Raw genomic sequence first — 22,037 nt, 5'->3', positions numbered from 1 at the left:
AGATCGGCTAGTCGGCCGCGCCGCGCCGCAGCAACGTATCGGCCGGGGCGGTGCCGAGCAGGATGCGAACCGCATTCCGCCAGCGGTGCTGCAGGATTCGGTTGCGATCCAGATCGCCGGTGAGCAGGCCGCGCATCGCCAGACCGGTCATGATCTCGATGGTGAATTCGGTGATCGTCGGCACCCGTGGGTCGTCCGGAAATTCCGCACGGAAGATGTCGCGAATGCTGTTGTGCATCAACTCGAACAGCCGATATTCCAGCGGCAGGAAGGCGGCCAGCAGTTCCGGATCGGTACGGGCCGCCACCCACATCTCCAGCGCGGCCCAGAACGACGGTCCGCCGAGCATCCGCATGGTCAGCTCCACCGCCGTCTCCAGCCGATCGGCATCCGCCGGTATCGCCTCGAATTCCCTTGTGAGCTGTTCGAATCGACGCTCGGCGAGATGTTCGACGGCACCGGCGAGCAGATCCGCCTTGGTCGGGAAGTGGTGTTGCAGTGTGCCGCGCGGCACCCCGGCTCGCTGCTGCACGGCCAGTGTGGTGGTGCCCGAATAGCCGACCTCCACCAGACTTTCCACCGCGGCGTCCAGGAGCCGCGTGCGCATGCGCGCCCGGCGCTGCGCCTGCGTCTCCCGGACGCGCTGATTCATCGGATCAACGGCCCTGCCACTGCGGTTCGCGCTTCTGCGCGAAAGCGAGCGCACCCTCGGCGGCGTCCTTGGAGAACAGTGCGGGCAGCGCGATCTCGCCCTGTTTGGCGAAACCCTCGTCCACCGACCAATCCGGCGATTCGTCGATGATCCGCTTGCTGGCCGCGACCGAGAGCGGTGCGGCCGCAACGATTTCCGCGGCCAGCTCCAGCGCACCGTCGAGGGCGGCGCCGGGCTCGACGACCCGGTTGACCAGGCCGAGCTGGTAGAGCCGTGCGGCGCTGATCCGTCCACCGGTCAGGGCCAGTTCCGCGGCGATCGGACGCGGCAGCCGTTGGGCCAGGCGAAGCACGCCGCCGCCCGCGGCGACCAGCCCGCGCTTGACCTCGGGAATACCGAACTGCGCGTCATTCGCGGCGACGATCAGATCACCGGAGAGCGCGAGTTCGAATCCGCCCGCCAGCGCGAAACCCTCCACCGCCGAAATCATCGGCTTCACAGGCGGTTTCGCGGCGATGCCGAGCGGACCGCGACGCTGGGTCATCGGCATCTCGCCCTTCGACGCAGCAACGAGATCCATTCCGGCGCTGAAGGTTCCACCCGCGCCGGTGAGCACGAGCACGCGTGCCGAATCATCGGCCTCGAATTCGTCCACCGCGGCCTCGATCGCCTGCGCGGTGGCCAGATTGATCGCATTGCGCGCCTCGGGGCGATTGACGGTCAGCAGGGTGATCGCATCACGCCGTTCGACCAATACCGAGTCGGTCATGGAGATTCCTCTCGTCAGAGCAGAGTGAGCTTATCGGCGGCGGCGATCTCGGCAGCACCGCCGAGCGGATCACCTTTCGTGAACGCCGCGATCGTGTCGGCGTCCGACGCCCGAACCAGTATGCGGGCGCCGTCCGGGTTCAGCGCGCTGATCACCACGGCCTCCGGCTCGTCGGCGCCGTCGCGGCCCTTGCGATACGGCACGGTGTACGCCTCGACGGTGACCGGGCCGGTATAGCCGGGCGCGATCGCGCGCCGCGCGGATATCGGTTCGGCCTCGACCGCACGGAACAGCTGCCGGGGCGGCCGGGCCGAATACACGCCGACACCGTGTTTGGTGATGTACCAGCCGAGTGCGGTGGTCAGACCGTAGGCATCGGGATCCTCCCGCAGCAGTCCCGCCATGGTCGCGATCGAATGCGTCGTGTAGTTGTTGCCCGGTCCGCCCGCGAAGGTGAGACCGCCGGTGACCGAGAGCGGCCGCGCCGGATCGTCGATCGGCAGACCGAGCGCCTCCGCCGCGACCTGCACCGCGACCGGGAAGCACGAGTACAGGTCGACGTGCGCCACCTCATCGATACCGATGCCCGCGCCGTCCAGCGCGGCCCGCCCGGCCGCGGCGATCGCGGGCGAGGCGGCCATATCGGCACGCTCGGAGACGAACCATTCGTCGGTCGCGGTGGCCCCGCCGTGCGGGAAGACCCAGCGATCGCGCGGTACCCCGGCCGCGTCGGCGGCGGCCGCGCTGCACAGGATCAGTCCCGCGCCGAGATCGACCGAGAGGTTGGCGACGAGCAGCTTCGGATACGGCGTGGACACCAGTCGATTCGCAGCCGACGGCGTCACCAGATCGGCCGCGGACTGCGTCTGTGGCATCCAGGCGTACGGGTTGCGCGCCGCCACCGCGGACAATCGGGACCACAGCCCGCCGATCCGCTCCAGATGCGCGGCCTCGCTCGATCCGTGCCGGGCGCGCAGCGCGGTTTCCATCAACGCGTAGAAGTACACCGGCCCCCATAGTCCGGCCGCGGTCTCCATATCCGAGTTCGGGCCCCGGTCCGAGCCGATGATCTCGCTCGGCGCCGTGGTCTCCGGCTGCTCGGGCCAGTCGACCGTGATACCGCCGCGGGTCGCGGCATTCCATGCGGCGACCGCCTCGGCGCCGGTCAGCAATGCGATCTCGGACTCGCCGTCGGCGATCGACTGCGCCACGGTATTGAGCAGCCGCTGCGGCGCATCACCTCCGAATCGCGCGGACTGGAGCGTTCGCTTCGGTGTCGCACCGAGTTCGGCGGCGACCAATGCACCGAGATCGGAGTACGGCCTGCTGACCGGGGCCGCGGCCGCGATCAGATCGGCGGACCGCAGCAACCGGTCCCCGGCGCCGCTGTCCACTGCCGCGCGGCGCAGTGATTCGGCGGCGAGCTCGACCGGTCCCGGCAGTCCGGGCTCACCGGTCCGGTGCACGACCTGACCCGCGCCGACGAGCACCGGCGTCCGCGGATCCATTCCGGCTGGCAGCATTGTTCCTCCGCTTCATCACAGTTACCGTCAACATTGACGGTAACTCGCGTTCGATTAGAACAGAGGCCGTGCGGTCGGGGCAATGACCACCGCCGAAAGAACTGACTGACGGGTAAGATCCGGATATGGGATCCCATATCGCGCTGCGGTTCGATGGTGACCGCGCCTACGTCACCCTGGACCGGCCGGACAAGCACAACGGTCTGACCGTCGAGATGCTCAACGACCTGATCGATACCGCGCACACCATCTCGCGCCGCAAGGACGTGCGCGCGGTCATCCTCTCCGGCAACGGCCCGAGCTTCAGCAGCGGTCTGGATATCGCGAAGGCGACCAGCGACCCGCTGGCGATCGTCCGCAACTTCATTCCGCTGCCGTGGCGCGGCACCAATACCTTCCAGGAAGCCTGCTGGGCGTGGCGCCGACTGCCCGTGCCGGTGATCGCAGCGGTCCACGGCCGCTGCTACGGCGGCGGGCTGCAGATCGCCCTCGCCGCCGACTTCCGCCTCGCCACGCCGGATGCCGAATTCTCGGTCATGGAGGCCAAACACGGCCTGGTCCCCGATATGTCGGGCGCGGTAACGCTGTCCCAGCTCATCGGGCTGGACAAGGCCATGCTGCTGACCATGACCGCGGATACCGTGGATGCCGCGTACGCCGAACGCATCGGCCTGATCACCGAGGTGACCGCGGACCCGGTCGCCGCCGCGGAGAAACTGGCCGAACGCATCGCGACCCGATCCCCGCATGCGGTGGCCGGCGCCAAGCGACTCCTCGACCGTTCCTGGCAGTCCTCGGCGCGGCGCACCTTCGCACTCGAGCGCGCGACCCAACTGCCATTGGTCCTGCGTCTGGCCCGGTCAGGCGGCAAACGAACAGCGAAGTAGGGATCAATTCCGAAGATTCGGATTGCAAGCCACCAATTCTGTGGGTTTCACTGCTAGCATTTCCGACGATTTGCCAGCCAGTCGAAGTGTGCTGCGAAACACGCAACGGGGGGTCTGTGTATCGAGTGCACTTCGGCGAGAAACCGGAGGGCCCACAGACCTTGAACAAGTCCGCCTCGATCCTGCTGTCGACTGTTGCGGGTGCCACGGCCTTGCTTCTTACGGCGACTACCCCCGCCACGGCAAACCCAAACGCGATCAACCCGATTCCGGTGCTCAACGGCACCAGCGGACTGCCGAATCTGGTGGGCCGCAGCCGGGCGGTATTCCAGGTGACGGGGATGGCGAGCCCGAACAACACCCAGACCTACAACGTGCTCGGGACCGACCTCGGCATCATGTGGGACAACGGGAACGGGGAGATGCTGACCGCCTTCGGTGATACCGCGGGCCTCGGATTCCCCAATCTGCTCGCGGGCAGCATGTGGGCGTGGCGCAGCAATATCCTGGTGCGCTCGCACACCCAGGATCCGTCCAACGGAATCTATTTCGACAGCGTGGTTCGTGACGTCGTCGGGCAGGCGCGTGACCTCATCCCCAGCCCGAAGATTCCGTTCCTGGAGATCAGCCGGATTCCCACCGCGGGCATTTCGGTGAACGGTGTCCAGTACATGAGCCTGATGTCGGTCAAGACCTGGGACGACGTGGGCCAGTGGACCACCAATTACTCCGGGCTCGCCGTCTCCGGCGACAACGGCGAGACCTGGGCCGAACTGCCCGCGACCCGGCGGCCGAACGAGGGCGGCAACGCCAACTTCCAGATGAACGCCTTCCTCAAGGATGGCGGTTTCGTCTACGAGTACGGCACCCGGCCGGGCCGCAACCACGAGGCCTTCGTGGCGCGGGTGCCGGAGAACGACATCGCCGACCTCGGCGCCTACGAGTACTGGGACGGCGGGAACTGGTCCAGGCGTGGCGATGTGAATGCCGCGGCGCCGATCATGTGGGGCGTCAGCGAACTGTCGGTGATGTACAACTCCTATCTCGGACAGTTCATCTCGCTCACCACGGATCCGTTCAACTCGGTGGTGATGCGGCGCTCCCCGTCGCCGACCGGCCCGTGGAGCGATCCCGAGGTGCTCATCGACACCCGCGAGTTGCCGAGCGCATATGCCCCGTCGATCTTCCCCTACCAGACCGGGCGCGATCTGTACTTCCTGACGACGGTGCACAGCCAGTACAACGTGGTTTTGATGCGCACCACGCTGTGAGTGTGGCCGGTGTCCGCGGCGCGCGGACACCGGTTCGACTCCCCGATCCGGCGGGCTTGACCTCAACAATGGTTGATGTATGAGGCTGAGTGCCGAACCACCGTCGAGCTCCGGGAGAAACCATGACCTCCGTCTCCGCGCCCAGCCCCACCGACGCGTCCGCCGCGAGTGTGCGCGACTGGTTGCGCGTCAACGCCCACCCGATTCCCGATACCGATCCGGCCCACACCGGACCGGACCTGGACGCGTTGATCGCTCGCCTCGGCGCAGCGACGGTCGTCGGACTCGGCGAATCGACCCGCTTCTCCCGCCAGACCTATGGCGTGCGGGAACGGATCTTCCGCGCACTCGTCGAACGACATGGTTTCCGCGTGCTGGCAATTCAGGACAGCGCCCGGTCCGGCGACCGCCTCGATACCTATGTCCGCACCGGAGCAGGCACGGCCGAAGCGGCGCTCGCCGAGGCGTGGCGGCCACTGCGCACCGCGGAAATGGTCGCGACCCTGGCGTGGATCCGCGCCTTCAACGAACAGCATCCCGTGGACCCGATCGGGATCCTCGGCGTCCAGCCCCCGCATGCGGAACCCACCGACTACGACGCTGTCCTCGACTACGTCCGGCGAGCCGCGCCGGAGTTGTCCGACACCATCGCCGCCCACCTGACGCCGATCCGCACCGCGCACCGGATCGACGAACATGTCCAGCGCCACCAGGGCATACATCCCGGCCGCCCGTTCATCGACCACGCTCGCGACGCGCTCGCACTGCTCGAGGAGCTGCCCGAAACCCCGGAACGCGATGCCGCGCTGACCCGCGCGCGATTCATCGCGGACTTCCACCTGCGCAGTGTCGCCGGGCAGGGCGGCTTCGCTCGCGACGAATGGCCCTCGGCCGAACGGATTCTCGAGCGGGCGACCGACACCAAGATCGTCTACTGGGACGGCATCGCGCATACCGCGGGCGTCGCGTTGGGCGTCGGCCGCACGACCGCCGCCGCCTTCCTCGGCGCGGGCAGCCATCTGCGCGAACGTCTGGGCGTCGGATACGCGGCGGTCGGCGTCGGCTTCCACCACGGCGACCTGGGAATGACCGTGGCGCCCGACCCCTCACCCGATCTGGTGGACGCCGCGCTCGGCACCGTCGACCAGGCCGCCTACTACGTGGATCTGCGCGCCGACGCTCCGGAACCGGTGGATCATTGGCGGCGCGGATCGGCGAAGTTGCGCACCATCAGCGGGATCTACGATCCGGCCAAGGACGCCGAGGCCAATCTCGAGGTGACCTCCTTGATCGACGCTTTCGACGCCCTGATCCACATCAGGGAGACATCGCCGGTCGGGTGGCTACCCGAATTCGCGGCCGCGACGGAGTAGACGATCCGCATCCGCGGGCGGGGCGCCGCGGGCGCGGATCAATAGAATCGCGGACATGGAACCGGCCGATTGGGACGCGCGGTACGCGCAGAGTGAATTGGTCTGGGGTGCACCACCGAACGCCACCGTGGTGGAGCACGTCTACGGGCTGGAGCGGCATACACCGCTGCACCCGGACACCCCGGGCGGCGAGATTCCGGCTCTGCCGCGCGCCCTCGATCTGGCGTGCGGCGAGGGCCGCAACGCACTGTGGCTCGCCACCCACGGCTGGCAGGTGCACGCCGTCGACTATTCACAGGTGGGCATCGATAAGGGCCGCACCGTCGCGACCCGCCTCTCCCGCTCGGTGCGCGGCCGGATCACCTGGCAGTGCGCCGATGTCACCGACTTCGACTCCGCGGGCATCAGCGGGCCGTACGAACTCATCCTGATGGTCTTTCTGCACCTGCCCGCCGATCAGCGCCGGATCGTGCTTCACCGCGCCGCGAATCTGCTCACCCCCGGGGGCACCCTATTGATTCTCGGCCACGACACTCGCAACCTCACCGAGGGCTTCGGCGGTCCCAAGGACCCCTCCATCCTTTTCACCCCGGACGATATCGTCGCCGACCTGCGCCCGGAGTCCGGCCATCTTCGCGTCCGCATCGCCGAGCGCATTCTGCGTCCCACCGAGGAGCGCGACGCCATCGATGCCCTCGTGGTCGCGACCAGTCCCGAGCCGACCGCGCCGGAGGCCGACTGATTCCGGGTGGACGACTGATTCCGGGTGCGACGACTCTGCCGGTGGGCGCGCCGATCTCGGAGGGAGCGGCCGGAACCGGTCCGAGCGTGCCCGTTCAGGCCGGGCGATCCACCCAACGCCGCAGCCACGGCGCCACGGCGGCCTGGATGGCATCGAATCCGGCGCGGAAGGAATGCGGCTGGCCGGGGATCACGACCACCTCGGCGGCGTCCGCCGGATCGGGCACCCCGAACGGGTCGTTGGCGCCATTGATCACCAGCACTTCGATATCCCCGGGTGCGAGCAGTTCGTCACGCCGGGACTTCTCCGGCTTACCCGGCGGATGCAGCGGATAGGACAGCGCGATCACGCCGATGGCCTCGGCGGCGATCGCCGTACGGCAGGCGACGCGGGCTCCGTTGCTGCGCCCGCCCTGGATCAGCGGCACCTTTCGTACCTTCTTGCGCAGCGCGCCGACGATCTCCAGCCAGGCCTCGTCCTGTACGGTCGCGGACCCCGGCGCGCGGCGTCCGGCGACCCGATACGGCTGCACCACCCGCGCCACCGCGCCACCCAGCTCCAGCGCCGTATCACGCACCGCCAGTAGATCTTTCGCGTCGACTCCACCACCGGATCCGTGCGTCAGCAGCAGCAGGAAGCGCGCGCCGCGCGGCCGGTCGAGCTCGATCTCGGCCGGTCCGGCGCTCGTATCGATGTGCACACCCCAACGGTAGCGCCCGAGCGCCGCCGCGACCTCGAGCGCAACGGTGCGGCCGTCACCTCGGCAATCGGCGAAGGCCGAGCGTAGGGCGGTCGACGCGGCGCCGAGCTACCCGCCACTACCAGCCGAGCATCGCCGCGGCGACCACGTCCGGTGTTTATCGCGTCACATTGCCCGCTCCCGTCTTTGCCGACCCATTACCGACCGGTAATATGGCGTGTAAGTTACCCGCGAGTAGCATGCGGAAAACCGGCTACCCGGTGGAGCGAACAACGGGCGGGAACGGCAACCAACCGACCGCACCAACTCAACGGAGAGTGAGACCGACATGGGTCACTACAAGAGCAACGTCCGCGATCTCGAATTCAACCTTTTCGAGGTCCTGGGCCTGGGTTCCCTTCTCGACGCAGGCGCCTACGGCGACCTGGACACCGAGACCGTCAAGGAGATGCTCAACGAGGTGCGTCGCCTGACCGAGGGCCCGCTCGCCGACTCGTTCGTCGATGGCGACCGCAACCCGCCGGTCTTCGACCCCGCGACCCACACCGTGACGCTACCGGAAGCCTTCAAGAAGTCTTACCGCGCCCTCGAGGACGGCGGCTGGCCGAAGATCGGCGTCCGCGAGGAGCTGGGTGGCCTCGCCGCCCCGAGCGCGATCACCTGGGCAATCAGCGAGATGGTCCTCGGCGCCAACCCGCCGGCCCAGATGTACGCCGCCGGCGCCGGATTCGCGCAGGTCTTCTACAACAACGGCACCGATGAGCAGAAGAAGTGGGCTCAGATCATCGCCGACCGCAACTGGGGCGCCACCATGGTGCTGACCGAACCGGACGCGGGCTCCGACGTCGGCGCGGGCCGCGCCAAGGCGATCAAGCAGGAAGACGGCTCCTGGCACATCGAGGGCGTCAAGCGCTTCATCACCTCCGGTGACTCCGACGACCTGTTCGAGAACATCATGCACCTGGTGCTGGCCCGCCCCGAGGGCGCGGGACCGGGCACCAAGGGCCTGTCGCTGTTCTACGTGCCGAAGTGGCACTTCGACTTCGAGACCGAGACCCTGGGCGACCGCAACGGTGCCTTCGTCACCAATGTCGAGCACAAGATGGGCATCAAGGTTTCGGCCACCTGTGAGGTCACCTTCGGTGGCCACGGCGTCCCCGCCAAGGGCTGGCTGGTCGGCGAGGTGCACAACGGCATCGCGCAGATGTTCGACGTCATCGAGAACGCCCGCATGATGGTCGGCACCAAGGCCATCGCGACCCTGTCGACGGGTTACCTGAACGCCCTCGACTACGCCAAGCAGCGCGTCCAGGGTGCGGACCTGACCCAGATGACCGATAAGGCCGCGCCGCGCGTCACCATCACCCACCACCCGGACGTGCGTCGTTCGCTGGCCATGCAGAAGGCCTACGCCGAGGGCCTGCGCGCCATCTACCTCTACACCGCCGCACACCAGAACGCCGATATCGCGAACCTGGTTTCGGGCGCCGACGAGGATGTGGCCTTCCGCGTCAACGACCTGCTGCTTCCGATCGTCAAGGGTGTCGGCTCCGAGCGGGCCTACCAGTACCTGACCGAATCGCTGCAGACCTTCGGTGGCTCCGGCTTCCTCCAGGACTACCCGATCGAGCAGTACATCCGCGACGCGAAGATCGACTCGCTGTACGAGGGCACCACCGCCATCCAGGCGCAGGACTTCTTCTTCCGCAAGATCGCCCGCGACCGCGGTGTGGCACTGGCCCACGTGGCCGGCCAGGTGCAGAAGTTCATCGAGTCGGAGGCGGGCAACGGCCGACTGAAGGCCGAGCGCAAGCTGCTGGCCACCGCGCTGGAGGACGTGCAGGCCATGGCCGCCACCCTGACCGGGCACCTGATGGGCGCCCAGCAGGAGCCGAAGGAGCTGTACAAGGTCGGCCTGGGTTCGGTGCGCTTCCTGATGGCGGTCGGTGACCTGCTCATCGGCTGGCAGCTGCTGCGTCAGGCCGAGGTCGCTATCAAGGCGCTCGACAACGGTGCCACCGGTGCCGACGAGGCGTTCTACAACGGCAAGGTCGGCGTCGCGCAGTTCTTCGCCCGCAATGTCCTGCCGGAGCTGACCTCGACCCGTGCCATCCTGTCGAACCTGGACAACGACATCATGGAGCTCGACGAAGCGGCGTTCTGATCCGCCTCCCCGAGAATTCGGGCCGGACTCGAGTGCCACATCGGTAACGTCGGCGGCCGGCGGTCAGGTTGACAGACCAGTCCGCCGGTCCCCGATGAGTTACCCATGTACTCACGAGATCAGTCGTAACCTCCCCGTCATTCTGGCGAAAGTCAGTATGACGGGGAGGTTTTCGTATCGGACGGGTGCCTGTCCTGCGCGGAGGTCAGTTCGTCGATGACGACCATATTCCCGCCGGACTGTTTCGCCCGATACATCGCGGCGTCCGCCGATTGCAGCAGGAATTCCGTTGTGGGCCGCGGACATTCGGGACCGGTAGCGGCGTCGAATACCGCGACCCCGACGCTGGCGGTGACCAGCACCGCCGATTCGCTCGCCGCGGCGACCGCACAGCGCAGCCGCTCCGCTTCCGTTCGGGCATCGGCGGCGGCGATCGGCGCCACCACCACGAACTCCTCGCCACCGGTGCGGGCGACCACCGCGTCGGGACCGGCGGCCGCGCGCAGGCGTCGCGCCGTGCGGATCAGCACGGCGTCACCGACGCGGTGCCCCCAGGTGTCGTTGACGCTTTTGAATCGGTCCAGGTCGAAGGTCATGACGCAGACCGCGGTGGTGCCGTCGACCAGTCGCGACAGTCGGTTCTCCAGCCCGCGCCGATTGAGCAGCTCCGTCAGCGGATCCGAGAGCGATTCGGTGCGCAGCAGCCAGTACATGAACTGTAATGCGGGCAGTGCGCCCACCACGGCCCCCATCATGAGCAGCACGGACGCCAGCGCCAAACGGATATCGCCGACGCCGGACGCGATCCGCACCGAAAGCACCACGACCGACAGCAACGCCCATACCGTGTGCACGGCCAGCACTTTGGCGCTGTGGAAGAAGGCCAGATAACTGCCGGTGACCACGAACAGCACCGCGCCCATGGCCCCGAAGAGACGGTCGGACACCTGGAGGAACGCCACGGTGAACACCACATCGGCGAAACCGATCAGCGTCACCGACTCGGTCTTGCCCGGCCATGCCAGCAGCCACCAGCGCAGCGCCCACATCAATCCAAGGGCCAGAGCGCCCAGGACTATCGCCAGACCCGGCTGATCTTCCGGCCACGCGGGCGCACCGGACATCACCGCGGCCATGATCGCCATGACGACGCCTGCCGCTCCCACCAGCCATTTCAGCGGCCGCAGTGCGGATCTCGCCGCCAAGGTGCGGATCAGCCAGCCGTAGTCGACCGGATCGCGCCACCACGCACGCCATGTCTTGCCGTTATCCATCGACTCACCCATAGTCTCGACCGCGGTCGTCGATCGTCGCTATCTCACCAGGCCATCCGAGCAGTCTAGGGCGAACGTGTGCCGGGCCACAGTGCGGTCACCACATGAATCCGCGCGGAACGTGCAGAATGTTCGGGGCAGACCGCGCCCGCCGCAGAAGGGATGTCCGGATGAAACGATCGCTGTCCGCACTCGCGAGAGTGTGTGCCGTCGGTGTGGCGCTCACGGTCGGTGTCGCGGGGCCCGCCGTCGCCGACCCGAACAATGTGAATCCGATTCCGGGACTCAATGGCTGGCGTGGACTGCCGCAGCTGCCGGGACCGACGCGGGCCGTCTTCCAGATGACGGGGATGGACAGCCCGAACCGCACTCAGAACGTCAATGTGTTCGGCACCGACCTGGGCATCATGTGGGACGACGGCGGCGGCCGGATGATCACCGCCTTCGGCGACAGCGCCGGACTCGGCTTCCCCAACCTACTCGCGGGCAGCATGTGGGCGTGGAGTTCGAACGTACTGTTCCGCAGCACCACCAAGGATCCCTCGAACGGGATCTACTTCGACAGCGTGGTCCCGAATCCGGTGCCGAGCCCGAAGATTCCGGGCATCGAGATCAGTCTCATTCCGACCGCGGGCATTTCGGTGGGCGGCGTGCAATACATGAGCATGATGTCGGTGCTGGGCTGGGGCGACCACGGCAAGTGGACCACCAACTTCTCCACCCTGGCCGCCTCCGGTGACGGCGGCCAGACCTGGGCGCCGCTGCCCACCACGCGCCGCGCGAATGTGGACGGCTGGGAGAACTTCCAGCAGAACGCCTTCGTCAAGGACGGCGGCTACATCTACCGGTACGGCACCCCCGCGGGGCGCGCGAACCCCGGATTCATCTCCCGCACCAGCGAAGCCGCCATCGCGAATATGGACGGCTACGAATACTGGGACGGCAAGGAGTGGAAGCCCGACATCAAGGTCGCGGCGCCGATCGTCGACGGTGTCGCGGAACTGTCGGTGATGTGGAACGACTACCTCGGTCAGTTCGTCATGCTCACCACCGATCCGGCCAATTCCGTGGTGCTGCGCACCGCGCCCGCCCCGGAAGGTCCCTGGAGCGCGCCTCGCGTTCTCATCGACGCCCCGACCTTGCCGACCGCCTACGCGCCGATGATCTTCCCGTATCAGACCGGGCGCGATCTCTACTTCCTGCTCACCGTGCACACCCAGTACAACGTGGTGCTCATGCGAACACCGTTGTGACAATCGCGAATACGACGGCGGCGGCCCGGATCCTGCCGAGCCGCCGCTGTCATGTGGCGCGGGCCTGAGAGGGGCTACCGCATCACGGGGTGGGGACGCCGCTCGAGCCGGTCCCGAACAGCTTGGTCAGTCCGAGCGCCAGGTTGCCCGAGCCGTTGCCCCAGCCGTCCAGGTAGGGGTTCGGGTAGCCGTCGACGACCGGCAGCGGCTTCACATTGCCGGAACCGGTGGAGAGAAGCTTCGCCAGCCCGGTACCGAAATTCGCCGAACCGGTGCCGGAGCCGGTGTTATCGGCAACCGCGGCGGTCGGCAGCGGCTTCACATCGCCGGAGCCGGTCGAGAGAAGCTTCGCCAGCCCGGCACCGAAATTCGCCGAACCCGTTCCGGAGCCGGTGCTTTCGGCAACCGCGGCGGGCGCCGGAACATCGGCCGAAGCGACTCCGGCGCCGGCGAGGACAATACCGGCGGCCGCGACGGCGGCACCGAGCAGACGAATCTTGCGCATGAAAATTCTCTTTCTTGAAAGCCGAGTCGGCGCCGAGGGGTTGGCCGATCGGGACATATTTATCACGCAAGATTTGCCGGCTCCGACGCGACGATGAACGCACCGCAAATGGCGAGTAAAAGGTTCTTCACCACGGAACATACGGTCCGGTGAACATACGAAAAGTGCCCCGCCTCGGAAGAGACGGGGCACTCGGGGCACAGCGATTACTACTTCGTCGGCTTCTGCGCGGACCCGGTGGACAGCGCCTTCACCAGTTCGGGCAGCACCGCCGCGGAACCGGTGCCGTTCGGGTTCGGCTCACCCGGGGCGATAACCGGCGTCCGGTCGACGACCTGATCGGCGGCGGCCAGGCCCGCGCCGCCGATCATGAGTCCGGCCGCGGCGGCACCGATGAACGCGAGTGTGCTGAGCTTCTTCATGCGGAATCATTCCCTTTTTCGATAGTCGAACTTCGTCGGCAGCAACCCGGCTGCCGACCCGAACAGGTCTATCACGACGGCCCGTAAACCGTTGTGTACCAGCGGAAATGACGGAGAAGGCCAGTTAGCGACCAGTTCGCCGAGCCTTTCGATTCGAAAGACTCGTTACGAATGATGCGAACCGCCACAAGGTTCCGAACAGCGACGGCGAGACATCGGAAAACAACCGCCCGAAATAGCGTGCGCGACAAGAGCCCCAATTCTGGGGTCAACTCGGGCACGGCCAGCGACCAACCGGTAAAGGTGAGATAAAATTCACCTCACCTGTTTTGTAACGATGACCGCCCAGTGCCGATCGCGTTGTCTCAGAGCTCTTCCCGCAACGTATCGGGTACCTGGTAGCGCGCCTCGGGCGGTTCCTGACCGGGCACGTGGATCCGCAGAAACCCGAGTAACTCGTCGATATGCTGCTGTAAGGCGCGTATCAGCCGAATAGCGTCACGGAAGCGCAACTTGTCGTCGGCCGCCTGGGTTTCCAATGATTCCACCCGGGCACGGAGCTTGGCCACCTCCCTGGCCTGCCACGCGGTGACCGCGCCGATCACCGACGCCAAGGCCATGCCCGCGGCCTGCACCAATTCGGGAGTCAGTAATGATTGCGGCATTCACGCCTCGCTGCCGGGACGGTCGATCGGGGTGACAGCCGGGCGGATGGCCAGCCCCGCGAGCACCGGGGTGAGCAAGCCATAGATGGTCAGCACCGATTCGATCCACGCGGTATCGACCTGGTGCCCGACGAGGTAGGCGACTACCCCGGTGATCGCTACCAGTACCGAGCGGATCAGCGCCGGTTCAGGAATTCCGTTGATACGCATCAGCTCATCCCTTCCGTCGCGGCGAGCAATCGATCCAGCTTGAGCTCCAATGCCCGCAGCCGCTGCTCATTGCGAAAGTCCGCGGCATCGGCATTGAGTACATAGCCCGCCACCGTGTCGCGATACTCCGAATCCGCGACCCGCGATTGGAATCCATAGGTCAACTCGAAATGCACCCGCCGCAATTTGTCGAGCAGCTCCCGCTGCTCTATATCCGAGAGTGCCATCAGCACACCGCCTTTCAAACGCTCCGCGATATCCGCGCGGAACAGATCCATATCCATGCCACCCGGATCCCACTTGCCCTGCTTGGGTCCGGCCCATTCCTTGTGGCCGATCACTCGATCGGCCGTGTGGCCGAGCCTGCGCAGAATCGCCGCGCAGCAACCCACATACGCGTCGTATTGCTCGCGCGACCAGCCTTCGGTGCCGTTGTTCACCGCTTCGATGCCGATGGTGTGGAAGTTCGCATCGTCCTCCGGAAGTCCCAGCCAGCGCCCGGCCCCGGCGTGCCAGGCAACACCCGCGGCGACGACCGTGACGGTGCCATCCCTGTCGAGATGCAATTGCGACAACGGCCCCTCCAAATGTGCGAAGCCGTAGGCGATTTCGGACGATGGCGTGTTGGAGCCACCGGTGTGATGGGCGATGACACCCCAGATCTCGCCGAAATCGCCGTGCCCGCGCTCGCGCCAGCCGGGGAATTCGACCACACGCAAGCCCTCCTCCCGAAGGACATCCGCCAACCAGACGGGATCGCCGGTCCAAGACATGGTTGCCCTGCCTTTCCAATCGAAATTGCCGTGCGAGCGCAATATTCGCGCCCGCGAGGGCGGCGGCGACCCAGCACGCCGACGCCTTGGGCTCGTTACGAACCCGAGTTCGGCGGGAAGTCGTCGAATATGCTCTTCTGCCACCACAGGAGGTATTCGGTGTTGATGAACGGGATCGCACCCTCGAGGCCGGATTCGACGTACTCGAACTCACCGCCGCCGCCACCCGGCGACGGCGGATTGGTCCGCGAACCCCTGCGGATCAGACACCGCTCGACACCGAACGTGAAGTCCTCGGTACGCCAGTAGGTGGCGATGCCGCTAGGGACACCGCCGCCGGGGACACCGCCGCCGACGACTACCCCGCCACCCGGCTCGGCCCACACGAGCTCGCCACCCGCGGGCACCTCGATGCTGGTCCACTCCGTGTTAGGGACGATAAGGATGCGAACAATTCTTGTCATGGACCAACTCCCATGATCAGGGCAGGTGCGAAACGCTCCCTGCCGAACCCACCACCGCGCGGTCGCGCGTGGCGCTTCGCCAGCGCATCCGTTCCACCGCAATGGCGGTGCGTCGCGGCGTGCCGTTGAAGTCGTCGATGTGGTCCCTGGCGATGCACACCCGGGACTTCTTCGCATGGTCGGGTAGCTCTAAGGCTGCCGACCTCTATCCGCGGTGTTAGCCGCGGAGACGATTGGTTCGTGACGCGTCGGCAGCCTTAGCCGCCGAGCTGAGGAACATGCGGCGGCGCAGCCAATTCACCCGCAGCGCGCGGGTCGCGCACATTCGGCGGACTCGCCGATCCAGCTCCCGGCCCCGAGGTGCCGCCGGAACAGCGGACGAAGCGATTCGGTCAACGCCGGGCTACCTCGCCAAGACGTCCGTATTACAACAGCCTTCGACCGGCATCGCAGAGTGCGAGATCGTCGCGACCATAACCCATTCCGGGACAGATGGATTCGAGCGTGCAGGCGACGGGCACGACGCTACCGGATCAGCGGTCCACGACATGGGTGTCCTGCCTTTCTCGGTCAGGTGATTCGGACAAATGTCCCCGCGCCGGCCGTGATGGTGGCGCGCCACATCTGGAACGAAATGTTGTGCCAGACCTGGACGGTGACGATGTCGCCGTCGCTCAGACTCACTGTCGCGGCGGCCGTCATGGTTCCGGATGTACCGGTCACCACCGCTCCGGTGCCGAGAACCGTCGTTCCGTTGAGCACCAGCCGTGCCTGATGGTTACCGCTCATGCCCGCACTGCCGAACGGAAGTGTTGCGGTGATGGCCGCATTGGACGAGGAGCCGTTGGCACGCAATCCGTTACCGACAACCACCGAACCCGGATATCCCGCCGAATCAGCGGCCCAACCGGGCACCTCCGTCCACACCTCGTTGGTACCCAGTACCTGGGCGCCGTTCTTCGTCATGGCTGAGGGTTGAAAAACACTTCCGCCGACAATGATCAGTGACATCGGTGGTCACCATCCTTTGTGTCCCGACTCGATTTCGGTCAGGCGAGGTCGTAGTAGAGATAGGTGGCCGTACCGGAATTCACGGTTGCGGTATAGGACGCCGAACCGGTCAATCGGAGCCACACCCGATCACCGCGCTCCAACGTGAGTGGGGTATCGGGCAGGACCACGGCCGAATCACCGGTGTTCAGGAAATTGACGGTTGTATCGTTGTGCATCAGCTGGAAGTTCCTGGTGCCTTGGAATGCCAAGGTCCCGGTGATAGAGATGCCGCAGCGCACGACGACCGCACCGGGGCCGTTCGAGACGAGTTCGTCGCCGACGATCGCCGTCTGGCCATAGCCGGCCCGCGCAACCCAGCTGATCACCTTCAGGTTGGTGGAACCCGCAGGCACCGGCTGATCACCGGACTTCTGCATACCCATCGGCACCGCGGGCTCCACGACGCCACCGACGACGACCAGCCCCATCAGTCGACCTCCGCTTGCTGCGCCGCTACATCGGCGATCCGCACCGTTAGCAAATCCCCGGCGGCGATGCCGATATCGGCGGGCACGGTCAACGTGGTGACGCCATCGACCATTGGACCCGTCGCCACCACCCGGTCGTTGACAAGGAGTCGAACCTCCCGGGCAGCAGTGGTTTCCGACTCCTTGCCGCCCGACTCGGATTCGGCGGACGGTTTCAGCTTGCCCTGGTAGCCCGATCGGGCGGTGGCCCATTCCGGCACACCGTCCGGATCGGCGGATCCGCCCGGTTCCTGCGATCCGCCCCCCGCAATGGCGGCCCAGTCGATCATGGGGCCACCGACGCGCAGGCCCGGCATCAGACCGTCACCCCCTTGAGACCGGCCTGTAGGCCTTTGCCCGCGGGGTTGTCCACGGTCGCGACGAATACGGTGATCCGCTCCCCGACCGCGAAGGTCCAGTCACCGGTCACCGTGGTGTCCAGGGCATGGTTGGCGGCGGCGATGGTTGCCGAGGTCCCGGCGACCGCGGTGCCGTTGCGCCGGAGTTCGACCACCAGATTGCCGGTGCCCGCGGTCTCCCCGCGATAGGTCACCGAGGTGACCCTGACCTGCCGTTCCATCCGCAGACCCTCCGGCATCACATTGCCCGCGCCCGCGGTGCGGATCCCGGTGTGCGACTTGAACGCGATGTCGTATGCCTGGCCCGCCGCGGTGGGCGTCCTGGCGTCGGTGAGGCGCGTATCGGTGCTCGCGATGGTGCCGATCGCGGTACGGGCGGCGGCCGCGTCGACGACGGTGAGCAGCGAGCGGCCCAGCGCGGTCGAGTCGGAGATCTGGTTCGCCGGGTGCGTATGCGAGATCGGCGTGCGCGCGTTGGTCAGACGTGGGTCGTCACCGGCGACCGCCGTGGTCGCGGTGTCGCCGATGGTGGGCGGGAAGGTGGCGGGTTTGCCGGTGAGGCCGCCCCATTCGGTGGTTCCCGCCGGGCCTCGAATGATGACGCCCTGACCGTTGGGCAGCCAGCCACCCGAGGCGGCGTGGTAGACATACAGCCGCCCGTCCGCCTGCACCACATACTGCGCGCCCTCGGCCGGGGTGGCGGGCAACTGGGCGTAGGTCGCGACCTGGCCATCGATCTGGATACCTTCGCCACGCGGTCCCATCACCACCGCGTTACCCGTGGAGGCGGGCACCGGCGACACCAGGGTCAGGTCGACGAGGCCGGTGGAATTCACATCCGGGTTCGCCGAGTCGGGGCCGGGAACATACTCCGGCACCGTGAAGCTGAAAGTTTCCAATGGGATTCGATCGCCGTCATAGGAGAGATCGAACGACACCCGCCAGGTCCACTGGGAGGGGTTGGTGGCGGCGCCAGGAGCGACCAACCGTACGCCGCGCTTGCCGCGCCAGGTCAGATACCCGAATTCATCCAGCTGGCATTCGTAATGGTTCGGCAGCTGGACATAGGTCGCCGGACTCGGTTGCGCGCTCGGCACAAGGACTTTCGGTGCATCGGCACTGAAGGAGATCGTGCCGGTCAGCGGTGGGAATTCGGGCAGCTCGCCGAGATCGGGACCGTCGATGACGTTGGCGAGAAAACGCCCGACGACTTTGCCGTACTTCAACGGAGGCAGATCGGCCATGGATGAATGCCTTTCGGACAGCGGACAGCCAGCGATGGCGGGCCGGAGAGAGCGGATATGTCGTGGCGTCGAAACCCGGTTACACGGGTTGAGCGCGCACGGACAGCAGCGAGTAGTTGGTGTGGATGTTGTAGCTACCGTCGCCCTCGACCCGCTTCACGATGACGTAGAGGGTGACCGTCTGATTCGCGGGAACGACCCCGATGGTCGCCCCCGGCTGCATCGGATACTGGAAGCCGGACGAAACCAGGACGTGGGCCAGGCGGAAAACCCAATGGCCCCAGCCATATCCGACCAGGTCGCCATTGGTGCCACCGATGCGAACCTCGACATCACAGCGGGTCGGCGATGCCGATTGCGCCACTACCGAGCCCTCGACGAGCGGACGCCACGCCGTCGGCTGTGCCGGAATCGTCAGCGCCGCGACAACTTTCGATGGGTCACGGAGGTTGCTGCCACCGGTGAACTGCTTCTCGCCGATGACCCACGGCCCACGCGGCCGAGGATTGGGCACCGGGCGGAACTTCCCGGCCGCGGTATCCCACGAGAGAACATGACTTTGATCGAGCGGATGTGCCTCGTCGATGAGCACGTCGGCGGCGTCCTGGATGCGCCCGGCCGCACCGGGGTCACCGGCATCGCCGGTTTCGCCACGCGGGAAGGTGATCTGCAGGTGCTGCCCGGGCGTGGTCGCGCTGATCTGCGCTGCGGCGGCGGAGCCGGTTGCTCCCGCGACCCCGGCGCCGGTCAGCTGATTGGGTGCGCCCCGGCGGCCGATGGCGCGAAAGGCGCTGTCGAAGGCAATGAATTCGATCCCCGTCCAGTAGTAGACGGCGTTCTCGGCGACGACCCGCCATGCCTTGCGCGCGTCCGCCATACCCGGAGCCAGCGCGAAAAGCGCCGCCGCGTTGGCGATATCGCCCTGCCACAACCAGGGCCAGGCCGCTTCACCTTCGGGGCCGGGCACCCCGGGCGGACCCTCGCGCAGTTCGACCACGGCTTCCCGATCAACGAGCTCGAACGGGTTCACGGTATAGGGCAATCCGACAGAGTCGGCGACACCGCGCATGGTGATCATGACATCGTCGTCATAGACGACGGCCGGTTCATTGTTCAGGCTGTTCTCGGTGGTCACGGTGCCCCCACGGGTCGGGCCATGCACACAATCTGTGCACCGGCCATGGTGTAGTCGTAGCTGGCCTCGCCCGCATTGCGATGCAGCACCACGTGCAGTGTCACAGGCTGACCAGCGGAAACCACCCCGACCGCGCTGTCGGGGGTGACGCCACGGGTCCCATAGAACGGCTGGAATCGAGCTCTGGTGCTCGCACCCGTGACGAAACCGGACCCGAGCGCGACGATCTGTCCGGAGGGTGAACCGATGTGGACCTGTGCGTCGATGCGGGTCGAGAACTGATCCGCGTTCTCCACCGAACGCACGACGACACCGCCGGTGATGATCGGTCGCCAATCGGTGTCCTGCGCAGGAATATTCAGCTGGGCGATATTCTTCGTCACCGCCGAGATACCGGCTTGGGATGGCGCGAAGCCGGGACCGCCGTCCCACGCGTTGGTCTCGACAATGGTCCATGGGCCACGCAGTCCCGGGTAGGGTCGCGGCTTCCACCGCTCCGCGGTCGCATCCCACACCGGCACCGACCGATCCTGATGCGGTCCGTCGGCATAGTCGGGTGCCTGCCGAATCGGTCCGGGGCCTCCCGGCTCACCCTTGTGGCCTTTGATGCCGCGTGGGACGGTGAGATTCAAGGTCAGATCCGGCGCGGTGCCGACAAGGGTCACCTGAAGATCCGAGCCCACCGGACCGGTGTCGACCGCACCGATGGTGATGCGGCACGGCTGCCCGTCAGGTCCGGCCGCGCCGAAAGCGTCGGTGAAGGAATCGAATCCGGTGCCGTTCCAGTAGACCAGTGACCCGGTGGAAAGTATTCGCCACGCCTTGCCCGCGTGCACGGTCGTCAGTTTCGCCGCGAGCGCGGTGAGCGCGGCCTCATCCGCGATATCACCCTCCCAGCGAAACGGCCGAGCCGGATCGCCTTGCGGTCCCATGCTGCCCGGCGTTCCGGTCATCAGTTCGAGCGACCCGTCACGTGGCGTTCCGTGCATCGCCTGGACGACGCCGGGCGTGCCAGCGCCCTCATCGATGCCCCGAATCTGCGTGGACGCAAAATATTGTCCTACGGTAGACATTTCACCTCTCAATGGGTTCGGCGAAGACGACGATCGAAGCGCGGACCGGTTTCCATCCGATACTCGCGGTCCCGGAGCCGACGCGTTCGGCACCCACCACGAGACTGGCCGGCTGCCCCGCGGGAACAGTCGCGAAATCCGAGGTGGGCGACAGCACCTTGGTGGTTGTGCCATCGCGATAGCAGGGGAACATCGGCACGTATATCCAGCCGCCGGAATGCGCGGCGGCGGTGGCGACGATCTCACCCTGTGAATGATTCAGCCGCACCGTCAGTTCCACGGATTGAGCGCCGTTGTTGACCGAGAATGCGTAGCAGTGGCCGTAGACGACCGGCCGCCATACGAACGGCTGCGCCGGAATCGTGAAGGTGCCCGCATCGATCCGGCTGGTCGCCACGACCTGCTCAGCTGTGGGGAAGTCCTCCTGGTACCACGACCAGGGCCCGGAACCCAGCGGCGCGGGCGAGGAACGGAACTTCCGGCTCGCTCGGTCGTAGGCGAAGACATCGCCGCGGTTGGGTGCCGTGGCGGTGTCGAAATCGGGCGATGTGGTGATCCGTCCCGAAGCTCCAGCCGGCCCCTTCGGACCGCGTGGCCCAGCGGGCACGGTCACCTTCAACAGCTGCGCCGCTCCCGTTCCGTCGAATTCGACGGCCGGTTCGGTCAGACTCTCCTTATGCTCGGCTTTGGCGACCGTGATCGTGTTGGGCGTGGCAATAGGCCCCTGCGGGCCGACCGCGTCCGGCGAATGCTGCCAGGCGGTTCCGGTCCAGACATCCATGCCGTTGCTGTCCAGCCGGTGCCACCACTTGCCGCGGTCCTCGGCGCCCAGCCCGGTCGGGCGGGCTGCCGCATTGGCGATCTGGCCCATCTTGCGGAAAGTTGTCCGGGGTCGCCCTCGGCGACCGGGTTCGCCATGTGGGCCGGGCGGCAACGGCAGCGCGGCCACCTCCGGTGATACCGCGGTCTGGGCGGTGAGAATCGGCAAGCCATCCACGTCGGCCTGCCGTCGCACGGTGATATGGGCGGGAAATGATATGTCCGCCATGGTTACTCCTC

Annotated in this window: 25 protein-coding genes; 6 read left to right on the top strand and 19 right to left on the bottom strand. The window is 66.6% G+C overall.

Features of this window, described 5'->3' with window-relative positions:
* Nucleotides 1–7 precede the first annotated feature (7 nt).
* The 3 genes from AB0H61_RS13495 to AB0H61_RS13485 are packed head-to-tail and all read right to left on the bottom strand — an operon-like array spanning nucleotide 8 to nucleotide 2,944.
* Nucleotides 8–652 carry a TetR/AcrR family transcriptional regulator gene (locus AB0H61_RS13495; RefSeq protein WP_357303124.1) on the bottom strand — a complete coding sequence of 215 codons (645 nt, stop codon included), beginning with the start codon at nucleotides 650–652 and terminating at the stop codon, nucleotides 8–10.
* A gap of 4 nt (nucleotides 653–656) precedes the next feature.
* The gene (locus AB0H61_RS13490) at nucleotides 657–1,421 is read right to left on the bottom strand and encodes a crotonase/enoyl-CoA hydratase family protein (RefSeq protein ID WP_357303122.1); all 765 of its coding nucleotides are present in this window, start codon (nucleotides 1,419–1,421) and stop codon (nucleotides 657–659) included.
* Between the two features lie 14 nt (nucleotides 1,422–1,435).
* On the bottom strand, nucleotides 1,436–2,944 hold the full coding sequence (locus AB0H61_RS13485; RefSeq protein WP_357303120.1) for an acetyl-CoA acetyltransferase: 1,509 nt from the start codon (nucleotides 2,942–2,944) through the stop codon (nucleotides 1,436–1,438).
* 125 nt (nucleotides 2,945–3,069) lie between these two features.
* On the opposite strand from AB0H61_RS13485, the gene AB0H61_RS13480 reads away from it, so the two are divergent.
* The 4 genes from AB0H61_RS13480 to AB0H61_RS13465 all read left to right on the top strand — a co-directional run bounded on the left by AB0H61_RS13480 (nucleotide 3,070) and on the right by AB0H61_RS13465 (nucleotide 7,217).
* A complete protein-coding gene (locus AB0H61_RS13480) occupies nucleotides 3,070–3,831 on the top strand; it encodes a crotonase/enoyl-CoA hydratase family protein (protein ID WP_357303117.1) in 762 nt (253 codons plus the stop codon).
* A gap of 161 nt (nucleotides 3,832–3,992) precedes the next feature.
* Nucleotides 3,993–5,102: a DUF4185 domain-containing protein gene (locus tag AB0H61_RS13475; RefSeq protein WP_357303215.1), complete on the top strand. Its 1,110-nt coding sequence runs from the start codon at nucleotides 3,993–3,995 to the stop codon at nucleotides 5,100–5,102.
* 122 nt (nucleotides 5,103–5,224) lie between these two features.
* Nucleotides 5,225–6,475 carry an erythromycin esterase family protein gene (locus AB0H61_RS13470; RefSeq protein WP_357303114.1) on the top strand — a complete coding sequence of 417 codons (1,251 nt, stop codon included), beginning with the start codon at nucleotides 5,225–5,227 and terminating at the stop codon, nucleotides 6,473–6,475.
* Nucleotides 6,476–6,530: 55 nt separating this feature from the next.
* Entirely contained in the window at nucleotides 6,531–7,217 is a 687-nt protein-coding gene (locus tag AB0H61_RS13465; protein WP_357303112.1) for a methyltransferase domain-containing protein, read from the top strand.
* A 94-nt stretch (nucleotides 7,218–7,311) separates the two neighbouring features.
* Here the strand turns inward: AB0H61_RS13465 and AB0H61_RS13460 are convergent, their stop codons facing one another.
* A complete protein-coding gene (locus tag AB0H61_RS13460; RefSeq protein ID WP_357303109.1) occupies nucleotides 7,312–7,917 on the bottom strand; it encodes an alpha/beta family hydrolase in 606 nt (201 codons plus the stop codon).
* A 328-nt stretch (nucleotides 7,918–8,245) separates the two neighbouring features.
* Here AB0H61_RS13460 and AB0H61_RS13455 point away from each other — a divergent pair, with 328 nt between their 5' ends.
* Entirely contained in the window at nucleotides 8,246–10,081 is a 1,836-nt protein-coding gene (locus AB0H61_RS13455; RefSeq protein WP_357303107.1) for an acyl-CoA dehydrogenase, read from the top strand.
* A 152-nt stretch (nucleotides 10,082–10,233) separates the two neighbouring features.
* Here AB0H61_RS13455 and AB0H61_RS13450 read toward each other — a convergent pair whose 3' ends face one another.
* Nucleotides 10,234–11,367 (bottom strand): diguanylate cyclase, encoded by a 1,134-nt coding sequence (locus AB0H61_RS13450; protein WP_357303105.1) that lies wholly within the window; start codon nucleotides 11,365–11,367, stop codon nucleotides 10,234–10,236.
* Nucleotides 11,368–11,525: 158 nt separating this feature from the next.
* On the opposite strand from AB0H61_RS13450, the gene AB0H61_RS13445 reads away from it, so the two are divergent.
* A complete protein-coding gene (locus tag AB0H61_RS13445; protein WP_357303103.1) occupies nucleotides 11,526–12,608 on the top strand; it encodes a DUF4185 domain-containing protein in 1,083 nt (360 codons plus the stop codon).
* An 82-nt stretch (nucleotides 12,609–12,690) separates the two neighbouring features.
* Here AB0H61_RS13445 and AB0H61_RS13440 read toward each other — a convergent pair whose 3' ends face one another.
* The 14 genes from AB0H61_RS13440 to AB0H61_RS13375 all read right to left on the bottom strand — a co-directional run bounded on the left by AB0H61_RS13440 (nucleotide 12,691) and on the right by AB0H61_RS13375 (nucleotide 22,026).
* A complete protein-coding gene (locus AB0H61_RS13440) occupies nucleotides 12,691–13,113 on the bottom strand; it encodes a hypothetical protein (RefSeq protein ID WP_357303100.1) in 423 nt (140 codons plus the stop codon).
* A 209-nt stretch (nucleotides 13,114–13,322) separates the two neighbouring features.
* Nucleotides 13,323–13,535, bottom strand: coding sequence for a hypothetical protein (locus AB0H61_RS13435; RefSeq protein ID WP_357303097.1), 213 nt, complete (start codon nucleotides 13,533–13,535; stop codon nucleotides 13,323–13,325).
* A 365-nt stretch (nucleotides 13,536–13,900) separates the two neighbouring features.
* Nucleotides 13,901–14,200, bottom strand: coding sequence for a hypothetical protein (locus AB0H61_RS13430; protein ID WP_357303094.1), 300 nt, complete (start codon nucleotides 14,198–14,200; stop codon nucleotides 13,901–13,903).
* A complete protein-coding gene (locus tag AB0H61_RS13425) occupies nucleotides 14,201–14,410 on the bottom strand; it encodes a hypothetical protein (protein WP_357303091.1) in 210 nt (69 codons plus the stop codon).
* Nucleotides 14,410–15,183, bottom strand: coding sequence for an N-acetylmuramoyl-L-alanine amidase (locus AB0H61_RS13420; RefSeq protein ID WP_357303089.1), 774 nt, complete (start codon nucleotides 15,181–15,183; stop codon nucleotides 14,410–14,412). The genes AB0H61_RS13425 and AB0H61_RS13420 overlap by 1 nt, the downstream gene beginning before the upstream one ends.
* 95 nt (nucleotides 15,184–15,278) lie before the next feature.
* Nucleotides 15,279–15,647 (bottom strand): hypothetical protein, encoded by a 369-nt coding sequence (locus AB0H61_RS13415; RefSeq protein ID WP_357303086.1) that lies wholly within the window; start codon nucleotides 15,645–15,647, stop codon nucleotides 15,279–15,281.
* A gap of 16 nt (nucleotides 15,648–15,663) precedes the next feature.
* Nucleotides 15,664–15,807 (bottom strand): hypothetical protein, encoded by a 144-nt coding sequence (locus AB0H61_RS13410; protein WP_357303083.1) that lies wholly within the window; start codon nucleotides 15,805–15,807, stop codon nucleotides 15,664–15,666.
* Nucleotides 15,808–16,217: 410 nt separating this feature from the next.
* Nucleotides 16,218–16,613 (bottom strand): hypothetical protein, encoded by a 396-nt coding sequence (locus tag AB0H61_RS13405; protein WP_357303081.1) that lies wholly within the window; start codon nucleotides 16,611–16,613, stop codon nucleotides 16,218–16,220.
* An 83-nt stretch (nucleotides 16,614–16,696) separates the two neighbouring features.
* Nucleotides 16,697–17,128, bottom strand: coding sequence for a hypothetical protein (locus tag AB0H61_RS13400; RefSeq protein WP_357303079.1), 432 nt, complete (start codon nucleotides 17,126–17,128; stop codon nucleotides 16,697–16,699).
* On the bottom strand, nucleotides 17,128–17,484 hold the full coding sequence (locus AB0H61_RS13395) for a hypothetical protein (protein ID WP_357303076.1): 357 nt from the start codon (nucleotides 17,482–17,484) through the stop codon (nucleotides 17,128–17,130). The genes AB0H61_RS13400 and AB0H61_RS13395 overlap by 1 nt, the downstream gene beginning before the upstream one ends.
* Nucleotides 17,484–18,770 (bottom strand): hypothetical protein, encoded by a 1,287-nt coding sequence (locus tag AB0H61_RS13390; RefSeq protein WP_357303074.1) that lies wholly within the window; start codon nucleotides 18,768–18,770, stop codon nucleotides 17,484–17,486. The genes AB0H61_RS13395 and AB0H61_RS13390 overlap by 1 nt, the downstream gene beginning before the upstream one ends.
* 79 nt (nucleotides 18,771–18,849) lie before the next feature.
* Entirely contained in the window at nucleotides 18,850–19,905 is a 1,056-nt protein-coding gene (locus tag AB0H61_RS13385; RefSeq protein WP_357303071.1) for a hypothetical protein, read from the bottom strand.
* Complete coding sequence (locus tag AB0H61_RS13380) at nucleotides 19,902–20,858, bottom strand: hypothetical protein (RefSeq protein WP_357303069.1); 957 nt, start codon at nucleotides 20,856–20,858, stop codon at nucleotides 19,902–19,904. Before AB0H61_RS13380 ends, AB0H61_RS13385 begins: the two co-directional genes overlap by 4 nt.
* Nucleotides 20,859–20,979: 121 nt before the next feature.
* Nucleotides 20,980–22,026 (bottom strand): hypothetical protein, encoded by a 1,047-nt coding sequence (locus AB0H61_RS13375; RefSeq protein WP_357303066.1) that lies wholly within the window; start codon nucleotides 22,024–22,026, stop codon nucleotides 20,980–20,982.
* Nucleotides 22,027–22,037: the final 11 nt, after the last annotated feature.

Source organism: Nocardia sp. NPDC050710, from assembly GCF_040654375.1.
Taxonomy (GTDB): domain Bacteria; phylum Actinomycetota; class Actinomycetes; order Mycobacteriales; family Mycobacteriaceae; genus Nocardia.
The sequence above is the reverse complement of the archived record's forward strand: the minus strand, read 5'-3'. Positions and strand labels throughout refer to the sequence as shown.

Coding starts and splice junctions, on each gene's coding strand:
- AB0H61_RS13495 (WP_357303124.1), bottom strand. CDS start 652: ATGAATCAGCGCGTCCGGGAGACGCAGGCGCAGCGCCGGGCGCGCATG.
- AB0H61_RS13490 (WP_357303122.1), bottom strand. CDS start 1,421: ATGACCGACTCGGTATTGGTCGAACGGCGTGATGCGATCACCCTGCTG.
- AB0H61_RS13485 (WP_357303120.1), bottom strand. CDS start 2,944: ATGCTGCCAGCCGGAATGGATCCGCGGACGCCGGTGCTCGTCGGCGCG.
- AB0H61_RS13480 (WP_357303117.1), top strand. CDS start 3,070: ATGGGATCCCATATCGCGCTGCGGTTCGATGGTGACCGCGCCTACGTC.
- AB0H61_RS13470 (WP_357303114.1), top strand. CDS start 5,225: ATGACCTCCGTCTCCGCGCCCAGCCCCACCGACGCGTCCGCCGCGAGT.
- AB0H61_RS13465 (WP_357303112.1), top strand. CDS start 6,531: ATGGAACCGGCCGATTGGGACGCGCGGTACGCGCAGAGTGAATTGGTC.
- AB0H61_RS13455 (WP_357303107.1), top strand. CDS start 8,246: ATGGGTCACTACAAGAGCAACGTCCGCGATCTCGAATTCAACCTTTTC.
- AB0H61_RS13450 (WP_357303105.1), bottom strand. CDS start 11,367: ATGGGTGAGTCGATGGATAACGGCAAGACATGGCGTGCGTGGTGGCGC.
- AB0H61_RS13445 (WP_357303103.1), top strand. CDS start 11,526: ATGAAACGATCGCTGTCCGCACTCGCGAGAGTGTGTGCCGTCGGTGTG.
- AB0H61_RS13440 (WP_357303100.1), bottom strand. CDS start 13,113: ATGCGCAAGATTCGTCTGCTCGGTGCCGCCGTCGCGGCCGCCGGTATT.
- AB0H61_RS13435 (WP_357303097.1), bottom strand. CDS start 13,535: ATGAAGAAGCTCAGCACACTCGCGTTCATCGGTGCCGCCGCGGCCGGA.
- AB0H61_RS13430 (WP_357303094.1), bottom strand. CDS start 14,200: ATGCCGCAATCATTACTGACTCCCGAATTGGTGCAGGCCGCGGGCATG.
- AB0H61_RS13425 (WP_357303091.1), bottom strand. CDS start 14,410: ATGCGTATCAACGGAATTCCTGAACCGGCGCTGATCCGCTCGGTACTG.
- AB0H61_RS13420 (WP_357303089.1), bottom strand. CDS start 15,183: ATGTCTTGGACCGGCGATCCCGTCTGGTTGGCGGATGTCCTTCGGGAG.
- AB0H61_RS13415 (WP_357303086.1), bottom strand. CDS start 15,647: ATGACAAGAATTGTTCGCATCCTTATCGTCCCTAACACGGAGTGGACC.
- AB0H61_RS13405 (WP_357303081.1), bottom strand. CDS start 16,613: ATGACGAAGAACGGCGCCCAGGTACTGGGTACCAACGAGGTGTGGACG.
- AB0H61_RS13400 (WP_357303079.1), bottom strand. CDS start 17,128: ATGGGGCTGGTCGTCGTCGGTGGCGTCGTGGAGCCCGCGGTGCCGATG.
- AB0H61_RS13395 (WP_357303076.1), bottom strand. CDS start 17,484: ATGCCGGGCCTGCGCGTCGGTGGCCCCATGATCGACTGGGCCGCCATT.
- AB0H61_RS13390 (WP_357303074.1), bottom strand. CDS start 18,770: ATGGCCGATCTGCCTCCGTTGAAGTACGGCAAAGTCGTCGGGCGTTTT.
- AB0H61_RS13380 (WP_357303069.1), bottom strand. CDS start 20,858: ATGACCGGAACGCCGGGCAGCATGGGACCGCAAGGCGATCCGGCTCGG.
- AB0H61_RS13375 (WP_357303066.1), bottom strand. CDS start 22,026: ATGGCGGACATATCATTTCCCGCCCATATCACCGTGCGACGGCAGGCC.